The following is a 15124-nucleotide window of genomic DNA, read 5'->3' on the forward strand; positions in this document are numbered from 1 at the left end:
GGCTCGACGGCGGCACCTACTCCGAAGCCCTCCCTGCCGGACTCCGCGACCTCCCCGGCTTCAAACGCAAGCAAGACTCCGCGTCAGATACGACAAACGTGTCCTACGTCTTTACGTCGCACAGCGCCCGCGACAAGGACGGCTACCAGCGGCTCAAAGGCCCCGCCCTCGCAGGCAAAGTCCGCTGCCCGAACGTTCCACGGTCCATGCGACTGTCACACGCCCGACCGACCACCGCATGCACACCGGGCAAACCCTGCGGCCTGACCGTCACAGTCGCACCCACCGACCACCCCCCGCGAACGCCAACGCACCGTCTGGGCACAGGACTACCACCGCCGCAACGCCATCGAATCCACCAACGCCGAACTCAAAACCCACCGCATGCACCTCGAACTCGGCTTCACCCGAGTCTTCGGCACCGTCAAGAACAATCTCCTGCTGGTCTTCGCGATGCTCGGCTACAACCTCGTCAAGCTCCGCCACTGGCACGCCCTGCGCTACCTGCCCGACCCCTGGGCCCAATTCCTCCACGAACCAGACACAACCCCCGCGCCGCCGAAACCGACACGGATCCGAGCCCGACGCCGTGCCAACCTCCTCGGCGACCCACCCGGCTGACCTTCTATCCCACTCCCGCGAACCCGAATCACACACGGTCGGTCAGGCAGTAACCCCTGCCCGGAATCCGGTCCACATCAGCCGCTGGCCCGGTTCGACGCCTCCCGCAGGACACCCCACCCAGGAAAATGTGTCCTGGACCACTCCCGTCGACCGGGTGAGCCGCAGCCAGACAGCCCCGCAACGCAAAACTCCCGCCCGGCCAGAGCCGAGCGGGAGTTCTGTAAACCTACCTGCAGACCTTCTGTGAAGATCCCACGGTGGGCGAGGAGGGAGTTGAACCCTCACGTCCTTTCGGACACACGGACCTGAACCGTGCGCGTCTGCCATTCCGCCACTCGCCCGAGTTGCTTCCTTGCGGCAGCCAGCAAAGCTTAGCAGGGCCTTCTGACAGGTTTCACCGGGGGCATGCCCAACCCTTCCTCCCCCGGATAGGATCGATGCGGAAGCACACGTGTGAGGAGGTTGTCCCCGGTGGGTCGCGTTGAGCGCTTTGACAGGCGACTCGAGAACCTGGTGGGGAATACTTTCGCGCGCATGTTCGGCGGCAACGTCGTCACGCAGGAAGTGGCGGTTGCGCTCGAGAGGGAAGGCGAGGAGAACGTTCGTGAGCTGGCAGGCGGTCGGCAGCTCGCCCCGAATCACTACATCGTGTCGTTGGGGGCGGCTGACCACGATCGCATGGCCGGCGATGAGCAGCGGGTCACCGGGGTTCTCGCGAGGGCGGTGGCGGAACACCTCGCCGCGCAGGGCTGGGACACCTATGGTGACGTCGTCGTATCACTCGAGCGCAACGAGGCGCTGCATACTGGACAGTTCAAGACCCGTTCGTCCGTCGATCCCGACGCCCGCGACACTGCGGGGGAAGGGCCGTCGCGGTCGGCACGACCCAGCAACGCAGGAGACCCACCAATGAGCCAGCCCCCCGGCTACGGCCAATACGACCAGGGTGACCCGTACGGCCAGCAGGGCCAGTACGGCTACGGACAGCAGGGTGGCCAGCAGCCCGGGTACGACCAGGGTTATGGCGGTCAGCCGCAGCAGGGCTACGACCAGGGCTACGGCGGCCAGCCCCCCGCGCAGGGCTACGACCAGTACGGCGGCCAGGGTCAGCCCGGGTACGACCAGGGCTACGGCGGGCAGCCGCAGCAGGGTTACGACCAGGGTTACGGGCAGCCGCCCGCGCAGGGCTACGACCAGGGTTACGGCGGCCAGGCTCCGCAGGGCGGGTACGACCAGGGCTACGGGCAGCCGCAGCAGGGCTATGACCAGGGTTACGGGCAGCCGCCCGCGCAGGGCTACGACCAGGGTTACGGGCAGCAGGGCGGGTACGACCAGTACGGCGGCCAGCCGCAGGCGGCCTACGGGCAGGACCCGTACGCGCAGCAGGGCGCTCCGGCCCCGGGCCGCCAGCTTCAGGCGAGCCTCCAGCTGGACGACGGCTCCAACCGCACCTACTCGCTGAAGCAGGGCGGCAACGTCGTCGGCCGCGGGCAGGACGCGGACTTCCGGCTCCCGGACACCGGCGTTTCGCGGCGGCACCTGGAGATCACCTGGGACGGGCAGAGCGCGACGCTCGCCGACATCGGGTCGACCAACGGGACCACGGTCAACGGCACTCCGGTGCAGACGTGGCAGCTGGCGGACGGCGACGTGATCCGGGTGGGTCATTCGTCTCTGGTGTTCCGAACCCAGGGCTGATCGCAGACCGTCCACAGGGTTCCCGCAGAATTGTCATGCGGGGGGAACCGCGGCGCGCGTGGCGCCGCGGCTTGCAGGCACAGGCGGGAGCGGACACAACAAGTGCCAGAGCTGGTCGTTCAACTCACCAGAGTGGGCTTTCTCGTGCTGCTCTGGCTCTTCGTGTTCGCCGCGCTCCGAGTCGTGCGCTCGGACCTCTACGCCGCGTCGGGCCTCCGGGTCCAGGTGCCCTCCTTCCGCCGGAACAAAGAGAAGAAGCCGCGGGGCAGCAAGGCCCCGCAGCAACTCCTCGTCACACACGGGGCCCTCGCCGGCACCCGCATCGCGCTCGACGGGCGGCCGATCCTCATCGGCCGGGCCGACGACTCGACGCTGGTGCTCGACGACGACTACGCATCGACCCGGCACGCCCGGATCGCGCTGCGCGGGGAGGACTGGTACGTGGAAGATCTGGGCTCGACGAACGGGACCTATCTCGACCGGGCTAAGGTCACTGCACCCCTCCGGGTCCCGCTCGGAGTCCCCATCCGGATCGGCAAGACGGTGATCGAGCTTCGCCCATGACTCTCGTCCTCCGCTACGCGGCCCGCAGCGACCGGGGCCTGGTGCGTTCCAACAACCAGGACTCCGTGTACGCCGGCCCGCGTCTCCTCGCGCTCGCCGACGGCATGGGCGGGCACGCCGCAGGTGAGGTGGCCAGCAAGGTCGTCATCGCCTCGCTCGCCCCGCTCGACGACGACGAGCCGGGCGACGACCTGCTCGCCCAGCTTCGCGAAGCCGTCCAGAACGGCAACGCGGCGATCGCCGAGCTGGTGTCCCAGGACCCGGATCTGGACGGGATGGGCACCACGCTCACCGCTGTCTTGTTCGCGGGAAGCAGACTTGGTCTGGTCCACGTGGGCGATTCGCGCGCGTATCTGATGCGCGGCGGGCAGTTCGCCCAAATCACCCGCGACGACAGCTTCGTCAACGAACTGCTCGAACAGGGCCGCATCACGCCGGAAGAAGCCGCCGTGCACCCGCAGCGGTCGCTGCTGCTCAAGGCGCTCACCGGACACGAGGTCGAGCCGAGCCTGACCGTGCGCGAGGCGCGTCCCGGTGACCGGTACCTGATTTGCTCCGACGGTTTGTCCGGAATGGTCAGCGACGAAACGCTCGCCGAGGCCGTGCAGATCCCGGATCCGCAGGATTGCGCCGACCGGATGATCGAGCTGGCGCTCAAGGGCGGCGGCACGGACAACGTGACCGTCATCATCGCCGACGTGGTCGACGTCGATTTCGGCGACGACGCCCCGATCGTGGGCGGAGCCGCGGGCGACGGCAGCGACGAGATGCATCAGGGGGACTCCCCCGCGGCGAGGGCGCGCGCGCTGACTCAGCCGTCGCCGCAGCCGCGACCGGAGCAGCAGGCTCCACCGGAGGACCCGAAAGCGAAACGGCGGAAACGGTTCCGCTGGCTCGTGGGGGCGGTCGTGGTGCTGATCGTGCTGGGCGCCGCCGCGATCGCGACTCGATACTTCGTGCTCAGCCAGTACTACGTCGGAGAAGGCCCCGATCAGGAGGTCGTGATCTACCGCGGCGTCCCGGGCAGCATCCTCGGCATCGACCTGCACTCGCTCGAGCAGGGCTCGTGCCCGCCGGGCCAGCTGTGCACCGACAAGCTCCGCGTCTCCGCGTTGCAGGAGGACGCGCGGATCGCCGTGCAGAACGGCGTGAAGCGCGAAAGCCTCGACGACGCGCGCAAGTACATCGACGATTTCCTGCGCCTCAAGAAGAAGCTGTCGGACTGCAAACCGGCCAATCCTCCGGGCACCCCGCAGTCGGGCGCGCCCTCGTCCAGCGTGGCGCCGCCGGGCGGCACGCCTTCGTCGGCGAACCAGCCTGCGGGGAGGGACTGCTCGACGGCGGGTACGCCGCCGACGGGGGGCGGTAACTGATGGGCCAGCCACTGGCCGACCCGACGTCCGCCCAGTTCGCCACGAATCCGCCGCGAGACCTCCCCAAGCGCAGGGGCACGGAGCTGGCGTTGCTGGCGTTCGCGGCGGGCATCGTCACGCTCGCGCTGGTCATCGTCGAGGCCAACCAGGAGCAGGAGCTGACGCTCTCGATCCTGTGGGTGGGTCTCGCTTACCTCGGCGTACTCGCCACGACGCACCTCGCCGTGCGCCGGTGGGCCCCGTACGCCGACCCGGTACTGCTGCCGTGCGTCGCGCTGCTGAACGGGATCGGGCTGGTGATGATTCACCGCCTCGACCTGGCGAAGGCCGAGTCGCAAGCGCAGCGGGGCTACGACTACACCCCGGAAATCACCAAGCAGCTGCTGTTCACCGCGGTCTCGCTGGTGCTGTTCGTGATCGTGCTGGTGGTGGTCAACGACCACCGCACGCTGACCCGCTACAGCTACATCTGCGGCCTGGTCGGGCTCGGCGCGCTCGCGCTGCCCGCGGTGCTGCCCGCCAGCCTGTCCGAGGCGGGCGGCGCGAAGGTGTGGCTGAAGCTGCCGTTCCTCTCGATCCAGCCGGGCGAGTTCGCGAAGCTGCTGCTGATGGTCTTCTTCGCGTCGTTCCTGGTGTCCAAACGCGACTTGTTCATGGTGGCGGGCAAGAAATTCCTCGGCGTGGAACTGCCGCGCGCTCGTGATCTGGGCCCGATCCTGATCGCCGCCGCCGTCGCGATCGGCGTGCTGGTGTTCGAGAAGGACCTCGGCACGTCGCTGCTGTATTTCAGCATCATCCTGGTGATGCTCTACGTCGCGACCGAGCGTGCGATCTGGGTCGTGGTCGGGCTGACCTTCTTCGTCGGCGGCTGCCTCATCGCCTACAACCTCTTCGGCCACGTCCAGCAGCGCGTGGAGAACTGGCTCAACCCCACCGGCCCGCGCTACGACGTGCTGGGCGGCAGCTACCAGCTCGCGCAGGGCCTGTTCGGCCTCGGCACCGGCGGCGTCGGCGGCACCGGGCTCGGCGCGGGCCGTCCGGACATCCCGCCCGCCGCGAGCACCGACTTCATCACCGCCGCGATCGGCGAGGAACTCGGTTTCATCGGGCTGGCCGCGGTGCTGGTGCTGTACATGCTGCTGGCGATGCGCGGCATGCGCAGCGCGCTGGCCGTGCGCGACACGTTCGGCAAACTGCTCGGCGGCGGGCTCGCCTTCACCATCGTGATCCAGATCTTCGTAGTCGTCGGCGGCGTCACCGCGCTCATTCCAGAAACCGGCGTCACCGCGCCGTTCCTGTCCTACGGCGGCTCTTCGCTGCTGGCGAACTACATCCTGGTCGCCCTGATGCTGCGCATTTCGGACGCGGCGCGCAGGCCGGCCTCCCGGCCGAAGCCGCAGCAGCCGCAGGCTCCGATCGCCGAGGCGCACACCGTCATGGTGCGGCGTCCGCCAGCCGAAGGCGACCCGAACGGGAGGACCGCGTGAACGCCCCCCTGCGCAAGGTCGGCATGGCGATGCTCGCGATGATCGTGCTGCTGCTGGCCAACATCACCTACGTCCAGGTCATCAAGGCCGACACCTACCGCACCGATCCGCGCAACCAGCGCGTGCTCTACGACGAGTACTCCCGTCAGCGCGGCCAGATCGTCACCCCGGACGGCACCGTGCTCGCCGGCGTGAAGCCCTCGACCGACAAGTTCAAGTTCTTCCGCACCTACGCCGACGGCCCGATGTACGCCCCGGTGACCGGGTACTACTCGATCAACTACGGCGCGGGCGGGCTGGAGCGCGCCGAGGACGACGTGCTGAACGGGTCGGACCCTCGGCTGTTCGTGCGCAGGCTCTCGGACATGGTCACCGGCCGCGATCCGCGCGGCGGCAACGTGAAGCTCACCATCGACCCGAAGGTGCAGAAGGCCGCCTACGACCTGATGACGCAGCGCGGCTACACCGGCGCGGTGGTCGCGATGGAGCCGAAGACCGGCCGGATCCTGGCGATGGTCTCGACCCCCTCGTACGACCCGAACCAGCTCGCGACGCACGGCACCGACCAGAACAAGGCGTGGGACGCCTACTCCAAGGACCCGAAGAACCCGATGCTGAACCGGGCGATCTCGGAGAACTATCCGCCGGGGTCGACGTTCAAGATCGTCACCGCCACCGCGGCGCTGGAGAGCGGGATCGGCCCGGACACCCAGATCAACACCGCACCGAACGTCCAGCTGCCGGGCACGAACCGGACGCTGGAGAACTACGGCGGCGAAACCTGCCCTGGCAACACGTTCAAGGACGCGCTGGCGCATTCGTGCAACGTCCCGTTCGCGACCTTCGCGGGCCAGCTCGGCGCGGACAAAATGAAGGCGGCCGCGACCAACTTCGGGATCGGGCAAACCGACCTGACCGTGCCGATGCGGGTCGTCGGCTCGACCGTCGGCGCGCTCGACTCGCCGGGTGCGCTCTACCAGAGCGGCATCGGCCAGCGCGACGTCCGGCTCACCCCGCTGCAGGACTGCCTGCTCTCGGCGACCGTCGCGAACAACGGCTACGCGATGAAGCCGCAGCTGATCCAGTCGATCCTGGCCCCGGACCTGTCGACGGTCGAGAACGTCGACCCGGAGCAGCTCACCGGCAAGCCCGCGCTGTCGCCGGAGAACGACAAGATCCTCACCGACATGATGATCGCGTCGGAGTCCTTCACCAAGGGCGGCGGCAAGAACGACGCGCTGAAGATCGCGTCGAAGACCGGTACCGCCGAGCACGGCGTCGACTCGAAGAACACCGCGCCGCACGCGTGGTACACCGCGTTCGCGCCGTCGGACAACCCGCAGATCGCCGTGTCGGTCATCGTCGAGAACGGCGGCAACCGCGGTCTCGCCGCGACCGGCGGCTCGGTGGCCGCCGAGATCGGCCGTGCCGCCATCGCCGCCCGGCTCGGGGGTGGATAGCCGATGCTGTCCTCGGGTCAGCTGCTGGCCGAGCGCTACAAGCTGACGAACCGGATCGCCGTCGGCGGGATGGGCGAGGTCTGGCAGGCGAGCGACACCCGGCTCGACCGGATCGTCGCGGTGAAGGTGCTGAAGGCCGAGCTGTCCGGCGACGCCGAATTCCTGCACCGGTTCCGGACCGAGGCGCGGATGACCGCCTCGCTCAACCACGCCGGGATCGCCGCGGTGCACGACTACGGCGAGACGGTCGACGAGGACCTGTCCATCGCGTACCTGGTGATGGAGTACGTGGAGGGCGATCCGCTGGCGGGCATCCTCGCCAAGCACGGGCGGCTCACCGCGGACTACACACTTGATCTGCTTGAGCAGGCGGGCACCGCGCTGCAGGCCGCGCACGAGCAGGGCTTGGTGCACCGCGACGTGAAACCGGGCAACATCCTGGTCACTCCCGCGGGCAAGGTGAAGATCACCGACTTCGGCGTGGCCAAGGCCGCCGACGCCGCGCCGGTCACCCGGTCCGGCATGGTCATGGGCACCGCGCACTACATCGCGCCGGAGCAGGCGCTCGGCCAGGACGCGGAACCGGCCAGCGACGTCTATTCGCTCGCGGTGTGCGGGTACGAATGCCTCGCCGGGCACCGGCCGTTCCTGTCCGAGAACGCGGTGACGGTCGCGATGATGCACATCCGCGACGTCCCGCCGCCGCTGCCGCCGGACGTCCCGCCGGGCGCGCGGGCGGTGATCGAGGCGACGCTCGTGAAGGACCCCCGGCAGCGCTACGCCAGCGGCGGCGAGTTCGCCGGCGCGATCGCCGCGGTCCGCGCTGGCCGCCCGCTGCCCACCCCGCTCGGCCTGGTCAACGCCGCCTACGCGGCGGGCCAGGCACCTCCGGTGCCACCGGTTCCGCCCGCAGTGCCGCAGGCGGCCGGCGCACCGGTCGGACCCAGTTCCAACCCGGCGTTCCGGCCGCTGCAGGCTCCGCCGGGTCCGCCGGGTCCGCCGCCGAAACGGAACCAGTGGGGCTGGTGGGTGCTGCTCGCGGTGGTCATCGTCGTGGTCCTGGTGGCCCTGGCGTTCTTGATCGCGAGAGTGGTGTCGGGCGGCAACGGCGGACCGCCGCGAAGCGTGGACAGCGGGAGCGGACCGACCTCAGCCACCCCGGCCGGTACGAGCGAGGCCCAGGGCCTGCAAGGCATGATGACCACACCTTGGACGGAATGGAACGGCACGAAGCGATGACGACACCCAGACTGCTCTCCAATCGGTACGAGCTGGGCGACACGCTCGGGTACGGCGGTATGTCCGAGGTCCACCACGGGCACGACGTGCGGCTGGGCCGGGAAGTCGCGATCAAGGTCCTGCGCGCGGACCTCGCCCGCGATCCGCAGTTCCAGGAGCGGTTCCGGCGCGAGGCCCAGAACGCGGCCGCACTGAACCATCCCGCGATCGTCGCCGTGTACGACACCGGCGAGGCGAACACCGACGTCGGGCCGCTGCCCTACATCGTGATGGAGTACGTCGAAGGCCGGACGCTGCGGGACATCGTCAAGACCGAGGGCCCGCTGTCGCAGAAGCGTGCGATGGAGGTCATGGCCGACGTCTGCGCCGCGCTCGACTTCTCCCACCGGCACGGCATCGTGCACCGCGACGTGAAGCCCGCGAACGTGATGATCACGAAGAACGGCGCGGTCAAGGTGATGGACTTCGGCATCGCGCGCGCCATGCACGACGGCCAGTCGGCGATGACGCAGACCGCGGCCGTCATCGGCACCGCGCAGTACCTCTCGCCGGAGCAGGCGCGCGGCGAGTCGGTGGACGCCCGGTCGGACGTCTACGCGGCGGGCTGCGTGCTGTACGAACTGGTCACCGGCGAGCCGCCGTTCACCGGCGATTCCCCGGTCGCGGTCGCGTATCAGCACGTGCGGGAGGACCCGAACCCGCCGTCGTCGGTGAACCCGGCGGTGTCCCCGGAGCTGGACGCGGTCGTGCTGAAGGCGCTGGCCAAGGGCCCGGCGAACCGGTACCAGTCGGCCGCCGAGATGCGTTCGGACCTGGTCCGGACGCTGTCCGGGCAGCGTCCGTCGGCCCCGATGGTGATGTCGGACGACGAGCGCACCCAGGTGATGAACGCCGACCGGCGCCAGCCGCAGGCCTACGACGACTACGCCGACGAGCCGGATGAGGACCCGCGGGCCAAGCGCCGCCGCCGGATCATCTTCGCGGCGATCGCCGCGCTGCTGGTGGCGGGCGTGGTGCTGTTGATCGTGTGGCTGTCCGGATCGTTCCGCGACGCCAACAAGGAGGCGCAGATCCCGCCGGTGGTCAACACGCCGGTGCCGACGGCGAAGGCGCAGCTGCAGCAGGCGGGCTTCTCGTCGTTCGCGGACAACAAGACGGTGGTGTGCGGACCCGAGGCGAGCAACCCCGGCGGCCAGACGTGCTCCGAGGACCAGATCGGCAAGGTCATCGCGATCGATCCGCAGGTCGGCGCGATGGTGTCGACCTCGTCCACGATCACCCTCACCGTTGGCATGAAGCCGGGCAACGCCACCGTGCCGGACCTGCGCGGCAAGTCGCCGGACGACGCGAAGTCGGCGCTCGAGCAGGCCAAGCTGAAGCTCGGCAACACGACCTCGCAGCCCGTCGACAACCAGAGCGACGTCGGCAAGGTCGTGTCGCAGAACCCGACCGCGAACTCCTCAAGCCCTGAGGGAACACCGGTGGACATCGTCGTCGGGTCGGGCGTCAACCAGAAGTCGGTGCCGAACACGGTCGGCCAGGACTACGAGTCGGCGAAGCAGACGCTGGAGAACGCCGGTTTCCAGGTCAAGCGTCTCGACCAGGCCTCGGACCAGCCGAAGGACCAGGTCATCAACCAGCAGCCGAACGGCGGCAACCTGCCCCCGAACAGCACGGTGAAGCTGACCGTGTCGTCCGGCCCGCAGCAGATCAAGATGCCGGACCTGACCGGGATGACCGAGGAGCAGGCGACGCAGAAGCTGCAGAGCCTGGGCTGGTCGGGCAGCGTCCAGACGCAGTCGACCTCGTCCGGCAGCGGCAAGCCCTACACCGTGGTGAAGCAGAGCCCCCAGGCAGGCAGTCAGATCAGCCCGACCGACGCGATCACGCTGACCATCAAGGAGGACGACGGCAGCGGCCCGCCGACGTCGAGCTCCGGCGGCGGGATCTTCCCGCCGGGCGGGATCCGCAACAACAACGGCGGCTGACCCGCTCGTCATTCGTCAGGAGGGCCCGCACGGTGCGCACCGTGCGGGCCCTTTTTCGCGCCGGCCGATCAGTCTTGGTCGAGGAAACTCCGCACGCTGGCGAGCACCTCGTCTACGTCATGACCGCCGCCGCAGTCGACGTCCAGCTCTTCGACGGCCCCGGAGCGCTTCACGGTAAGCGACACCTGGCGTCCGTCGCGCTGTCCGCGCAGCCAGCCGAAAAGCGACCGGCAGAAGGTGCCTGCCGACCGGCTGCTCACCATCACCACCACTCCGCTGCCCGGCCCGGCGAGCCGCACCCGCCCGGCCAGTTCGTCCTCGGCGCCGAGCCAGGAAACGAGGTGCCGCACCTCGTCCGCGGAGCCGTCCACGGTGATCGCGGCGATCCCAGCCGTCACGGATGCTCCCCTCCCGGGCCCAACAGACGGCGCGAGGGTAACCGACTCGCTGCCTGACCCGGAACCCCCAAATCGGCATTTGCCGAATGCAATTTGCATAAGGGGTCAGGAGCGGCGAGTGGAAACCGCGCCCACCACCGTCATGCTCGCCGCCAGCAGCACCACCGACGTGCCTGCCGCCAACCCGAGCGGACCGCCGTACGGGGAGCCGCTCATCAGCGCTTCCAGCAGCGGATGCACTAGCGGAACCCACTTTCCCAGCAGCACCACGCCAAGCACGAGAACCGCGGCGAGCACCGTCCAGCCGATGCGCGACACCAGCAACCGCGAGCACGGCAGGCCGATCGCGATGCCCACCAAAGCGCACGCGAGATGCGTCGCCAGCCCGGCACTGACGATCTGTCCATGCAGCTGATTCCGATGCGTCGCGGCCCACGCGACGGTCGCCAACGTGCACACCAAGGTGCAGCCGAACACCGCCAGCACCGCGCCGCCAATGGTTTTGCGGGTGCCCCCGGCGTGGTTGAGCGTGATCAGGCGCTGCACCGGATCTTCGATGTCCAGCAACGCGATCGTGAGCCAGCAGCCGAGTACGAGAACCCCCGCGCCGCTCACGCCAAACAGCGGAAGCACTGGCGAACTCGGGTCCGCGTAAAGGATTGAGCACAACGCGAGGTATGCCAGCCCGGCTGGCAAATAGCGTTGCGAATGGCCGAGCAGCGCCAGGTAATAGCGGCTCACTGCGAGCACGGCGCCACCTCCCGCACCGACCAGCCGCCGGACAAAGCGCGCAGCAGAACGGCGTCGGCGTGTTCGGCGTCGACCGTCAGGACCACGCCGCCTGCTTGGTCGGCGACCGCGTGCACCCCTGGTTCGGCGGACCAGTTGTCGACGCTCGACGACACCGGCAGCAACGTGATCCGCTTGCGTTCCGGATGCGGTTCCAGCGGTGCGACCCGGCCGGATTCGAGCCGGTACACCTCGTCCGCGTGTTCGCCCACGACGTCCGGCCGGTGGTCGGTGAACACGACGCTCGCGCCGCGAGCGCGGGTTTCCGCGACCAGTTCGCCGAGCACCGTGTGCGTGCCGACGTCGAGGCCGGACCAGGGTTCGTCGAGGATCAGCAGGTCCGGCCGCACCAGCACGGCTTGGGCGAGACCGACCTTCTGCGCGTTGCCTTTCGACAGTGTGCGCAGCTGCGCGTCCGGGCTGCCGACCAGCGCGAGCCGCTTCAGCAGCGGATCGATCCCGGACAGATCAGCCAGTCCGCGGATCCGTGCGAGATGCCGCAGGTAGGCCCGCGCGCTCAGCCGCTGGCCGCCGGGAAACCGGTCCGGCAGGTAACCGACCGCCGGGCTCCCGGTGATGTCGCCGTACGACGCCCGCGACACCCCGGCGAGGACCCGCAGCAGCGTCGATTTGCCCGACCCGTTGGCGCCGAGAATGCCGACCACCCGCCCGGCGGCCACCTCGAAATCGATGTGCGTCAGGACGGGTTCGCCGCTGCCGTACCGTTTTCCGACTCCGCTGAGCCGGATCAGCGGGGTCGGCGGGGTCACGCAGTCGCGGCCTTCTGCAGGGTGCGGGTGGCCCGCTCCAGGTTGTCGACGACGGTCGGCGCGACCGGGTGCCCCGCCGAGGCCATCCAGTTCGCCAGCATCCGGTGGCCGCATTCGGTGAGCACGGATTCGGGGTGGAACTGCACGCCCTCCAGCGGCAGCGCACGGTGCCGCATGCCCATCACGATGCCGCTTTCGGTGGTGCCGGTGACCTCGAAAATGTCCGGATCGATGGTGTCCGGCAGCACGGTGAGCGAGTGGTAGCGAGTGGCGGTGAACTCCTCCGGCAGCCCGGCGAGGATGCCGGAGCCGGTGTGCCGCACCTGGCTGGTCTTGCCGTGCAGCAGCTCGTCCGCGCGGTCGACGGTGGCTCCGAAGTGCACGCCCAGCGCCTGATGGCCGAGGCAGACGCCCAGCATCGGCGTGTGCGTCTCGGCGCATTTCGCGATCACTTCAATGCTCTGACCCGCACGTTCTGGTGTGCCGGGCCCCGGGGAGACGAGCACCGCGTCGAAGTCCGGCACGCGGTCGAGGTCGACGACGTCGTTGCGCCACACCGTGCAGTCGGCGCCGAGCTGCGCCAGGTACTGAACGAGGTTGTAGACGAAGCTGTCGTAGTTGTCGACGACGAGAACGCGCATGCCGCCAGCTTAGCGGCTCCCACCAGGTGGACCGTACGCCAGATCACAGTGAAAGTTAGGATCACCTAACTTACCGTGGACCGGTGAGCCGAATCCTTCGTGTCGCCGTCGTGGGCGCCGGCCCCGCCGGCATCTACGCCGCCGACCTGCTGGACAAGTCCGACGCGGACGTCGAGATCGACCTGTTCGAGCGCATGCCCGCGCCGTTCGGGCTGATCCGCTACGGCGTCGCACCCGACCACCCGCGCATCAAGGGCATCGTCAGCGCCCTGCACAAGGTGCTGGACCGGCCGAACATCCGGCTGCTCGGCAACATCGACTACGGCACCGACCTGAAGCTGGACGATCTGCGCGAGTTCTACGACGCGGTCATTTTCGCGACCGGCGCGATGGCTGACCGCGCGCTCGACCTTCCCGGCATCGACCTCGAAGGCAGCCACGGTGCCGCCGACTTCGTGTCCTGGTACGACGGCCACCCGGACGTGCCGCGTACCTGGCCGCTCACCGCGTCCTCGGTCGCGGTGCTGGGCGTCGGCAACGTCGCGCTCGACGTGGCGCGCGTGCTCGCCAAGACCGCCGACGAACTGCTGCCCACCGACATCCCGGCGAACGTCTACGAGGGCCTGAAGGCCAGCCCGGTCACCGACGTGCACGTGTTCGGCCGCCGCGGCCCGGCGCAGGCGAAGTTCTCGCCGCTGGAACTGCGCGAACTGGACCATTCGCCGAACGTCGAGGTGATCGTGGACCCCGAGGACATGGAGTTCGACGAGGCCAGCGTCGCCGAACTGCGGGCTTCGAAGCAGACCGACATGGTCGTGAAGACGCTGCAGGAATGGGCGATTCGCGACGAAGGCACCCGTCCGCGCCGGCTGCACCTGCACTTCTTCCACTCGCCCGCCGAGGTGCTCGGCGAGGACGGCAAGGTCGTCGGCCTGCGCACCGAACGCACCGAGTACCGCGACGGCAAGGTCGTCGGCACCGGCGAGTTCCACGACTGGGACGTGCAGGCGGTATACCGCGCGGTCGGGTACCTGTCTTCGCACCTGCCGGAAATCCCGTTCGACCACACCGCGGGCGTGATCCCGAACCAGGGCGGCCGCGTGCTGGACCTGGACGAGAACCAGGTCCCCGGCGTGTACGTGACCGGCTGGATCAAACGCGGCCCGGTCGGCCTGATCGGCCACACGAAGGGCGACGCGGCCGAGACCGTCGCGAACCTGCTCGCGGACGCGGACACTCTCGCCCCGCCTCGGCATTCGTCGCCGGACGCGATCCTGGAATTCCTCGCCACGCGCGGGATTTCGTTCACCACCTGGGAAGGCTGGGGCAAGCTCGACGCGCACGAGAAGTCGCTCGGCGAGGGTGAAGGACGCGAGCGGGTGAAGGTCGTGGAACGCGACGAGATGGTGCGGGTTTCGCGCGCCTGAATTCAGGTCACGTAGACGATCTTCCCGCGAGCGTGCCTGTTTCGCTCAATCCGTGCGCGGCCGCGGCTTCGCTCAGCGGGAAGGTCGCTGCGACGGGGATGCTTAAGCGTCCTTCCTCAGCGAGCTTTACTGCCGTGGCAAGGCCGTGTACTGCCAGCGGATCCGCACCGGGGATCGCGGCGCTGTGCGAGAAGTGCACGCCGTGGCGCAGTGTGGTGATGTCGGCGATCGTCACGAGCGGACTCGCTCGACCAGCCCCGGACTGTAAGTCGTCGGCTCGGCGCCGAGGAAACGCAGGAAATCGTGGTTGTGCGGGCTCGCCGTGCCGATCACGGTGGCACCGCGGGCGATCGCCAACTGGACCGCCACCGTGCCGACCCCACCCGCCGCGCCGTGCACCAGGATCGTTCCGCGGCACCGCCTGCCTCAGCCCAGCTCCATGCGTCCGGTTTGGCTGCCCAGTGCGCCAGACGGCGTATTCGGCGTTGGCACCACGACGATTCGCGGCGGTCATCCCGAAGACGTGGGCACCGGGCTCGTCCACCACTCCCGCAGCGTCGTACCCGGTCCGGAACGGGAGGGTCACCGGCATTGCGCGCGCCCCGGACCGGATGGCGGTTTCGCCCGCGGAAAACCCGGAAATGCGAACTTTCCAGCGGATACGGC

12 protein-coding genes, 1 tRNA gene and 2 pseudogenes are annotated in these 15124 nt (G+C 69.1%); 9 read left to right on the forward strand and 6 right to left on the reverse strand.

Annotated features, from left to right (window positions below):
- Nucleotides 1-309 precede the first annotated feature (309 nt).
- A pseudogene (locus BM362_RS04335) lies at nucleotides 310-621 on the forward strand (hypothetical protein); the annotation flags it as partial.
- A gap of 261 nt (nucleotides 622-882) precedes the next feature.
- Here BM362_RS04335 and BM362_RS04340 read toward each other — a convergent pair.
- Nucleotides 883-965: transfer RNA gene (locus tag BM362_RS04340), tRNA-Leu, on the reverse strand.
- Nucleotides 966-1095: 130 nt separating this feature from the next.
- Between BM362_RS04340 and BM362_RS04345 the strand changes: the two genes are divergently transcribed.
- The 7 genes from BM362_RS04345 (at nucleotide 1096) to pknB (ending at nucleotide 10433) form a co-directional block, all read left to right on the forward strand.
- Nucleotides 1096-2322: an FHA domain-containing protein gene (locus BM362_RS04345; RefSeq protein WP_067578740.1), complete on the forward strand. Its 1227-nt coding sequence runs from the start codon at nucleotides 1096-1098 to the stop codon at nucleotides 2320-2322.
- Nucleotides 2323-2424: 102 nt separating this feature from the next.
- On the forward strand, nucleotides 2425-2886 hold the full coding sequence (locus tag BM362_RS04350) for an FHA domain-containing protein FhaB/FipA (RefSeq protein WP_037718919.1): 462 nt from the start codon (nucleotides 2425-2427) through the stop codon (nucleotides 2884-2886).
- Complete coding sequence (locus BM362_RS04355; protein ID WP_067578386.1) at nucleotides 2883-4259, forward strand: PP2C family protein-serine/threonine phosphatase; 1377 nt, start codon at nucleotides 2883-2885, stop codon at nucleotides 4257-4259. Before BM362_RS04350 ends, BM362_RS04355 begins: the two co-directional genes overlap by 4 nt.
- A complete protein-coding gene (locus BM362_RS04360; RefSeq protein WP_093572268.1) occupies nucleotides 4259-5746 on the forward strand; it encodes an FtsW/RodA/SpoVE family cell cycle protein in 1488 nt (495 codons plus the stop codon). Before BM362_RS04355 ends, BM362_RS04360 begins: the two co-directional genes overlap by 1 nt.
- Nucleotides 5743-7206 carry a peptidoglycan D,D-transpeptidase FtsI family protein gene (locus BM362_RS04365; protein ID WP_067578383.1) on the forward strand — a complete coding sequence of 488 codons (1464 nt, stop codon included), beginning with the start codon at nucleotides 5743-5745 and terminating at the stop codon, nucleotides 7204-7206. The genes BM362_RS04360 and BM362_RS04365 overlap by 4 nt, the downstream gene beginning before the upstream one ends.
- Before the next feature lie 3 nt (nucleotides 7207-7209).
- Complete coding sequence (locus BM362_RS04370) at nucleotides 7210-8445, forward strand: serine/threonine-protein kinase (RefSeq protein WP_067578381.1); 1236 nt, start codon at nucleotides 7210-7212, stop codon at nucleotides 8443-8445.
- Nucleotides 8442-10433, forward strand: a complete 1992-nt coding sequence (pknB, locus tag BM362_RS04375) for a Stk1 family PASTA domain-containing Ser/Thr kinase (RefSeq protein WP_067578739.1) — start codon at nucleotides 8442-8444, stop codon at nucleotides 10431-10433. The genes BM362_RS04370 and pknB overlap by 4 nt, the downstream gene beginning before the upstream one ends.
- 68 nt (nucleotides 10434-10501) lie before the next feature.
- Here pknB and BM362_RS04380 read toward each other — a convergent pair whose 3' ends face one another.
- The 4 genes from BM362_RS04380 to BM362_RS04395 all read right to left on the reverse strand — a co-directional run bounded on the left by BM362_RS04380 (nucleotide 10502) and on the right by BM362_RS04395 (nucleotide 13031).
- The gene (locus tag BM362_RS04380) at nucleotides 10502-10831 is read right to left on the reverse strand and encodes an effector-associated constant component EACC1 (protein WP_067578379.1); all 330 of its coding nucleotides are present in this window, start codon (nucleotides 10829-10831) and stop codon (nucleotides 10502-10504) included.
- Nucleotides 10832-10936: 105 nt separating this feature from the next.
- Nucleotides 10937-11581 carry a hypothetical protein gene (locus BM362_RS04385; protein WP_067578377.1) on the reverse strand — a complete coding sequence of 215 codons (645 nt, stop codon included), beginning with the start codon at nucleotides 11579-11581 and terminating at the stop codon, nucleotides 10937-10939.
- Nucleotides 11569-12372 carry an ATP-binding cassette domain-containing protein gene (locus BM362_RS04390; RefSeq protein ID WP_167545241.1) on the reverse strand — a complete coding sequence of 268 codons (804 nt, stop codon included), beginning with the start codon at nucleotides 12370-12372 and terminating at the stop codon, nucleotides 11569-11571. Before BM362_RS04390 ends, BM362_RS04385 begins: the two co-directional genes overlap by 13 nt.
- A gap of 14 nt (nucleotides 12373-12386) precedes the next feature.
- Complete coding sequence (locus tag BM362_RS04395; protein WP_093572270.1) at nucleotides 12387-13031, reverse strand: aminodeoxychorismate/anthranilate synthase component II; 645 nt, start codon at nucleotides 13029-13031, stop codon at nucleotides 12387-12389.
- Between the two features lie 110 nt (nucleotides 13032-13141).
- Between BM362_RS04395 and BM362_RS04400 the strand changes: the two genes are divergently transcribed.
- On the forward strand, nucleotides 13142-14458 hold the full coding sequence (locus tag BM362_RS04400) for an FAD-dependent oxidoreductase (protein ID WP_093572271.1): 1317 nt from the start codon (nucleotides 13142-13144) through the stop codon (nucleotides 14456-14458).
- A 2-nt stretch (nucleotides 14459-14460) separates the two neighbouring features.
- Here BM362_RS04400 and BM362_RS50215 read toward each other — a convergent pair.
- Nucleotides 14461-15119, reverse strand: a pseudogene (locus tag BM362_RS50215) (zinc-binding dehydrogenase).
- Between the last annotated feature and the right edge of the window lie 5 nt (nucleotides 15120-15124).

The organism is Amycolatopsis rubida (assembly GCF_900115345.1).
Classification (GTDB): Bacteria; Actinomycetota; Actinomycetes; order Mycobacteriales; family Pseudonocardiaceae; genus Amycolatopsis; species Amycolatopsis rubida.

Coding starts and splice junctions, on each gene's coding strand:
- BM362_RS04370 (WP_067578381.1), top strand. CDS start 7,210: ATGCTGTCCTCGGGTCAGCTGCTGGCCGAGCGCTACAAGCTGACGAAC.
- BM362_RS04395 (WP_093572270.1), bottom strand. CDS start 13,031: ATGCGCGTTCTCGTCGTCGACAACTACGACAGCTTCGTCTACAACCTC.
- BM362_RS04355 (WP_067578386.1), top strand. CDS start 2,883: ATGACTCTCGTCCTCCGCTACGCGGCCCGCAGCGACCGGGGCCTGGTG.
- pknB (WP_067578739.1), top strand. CDS start 8,442: ATGACGACACCCAGACTGCTCTCCAATCGGTACGAGCTGGGCGACACG.
- BM362_RS04360 (WP_093572268.1), top strand. CDS start 4,259: ATGGGCCAGCCACTGGCCGACCCGACGTCCGCCCAGTTCGCCACGAAT.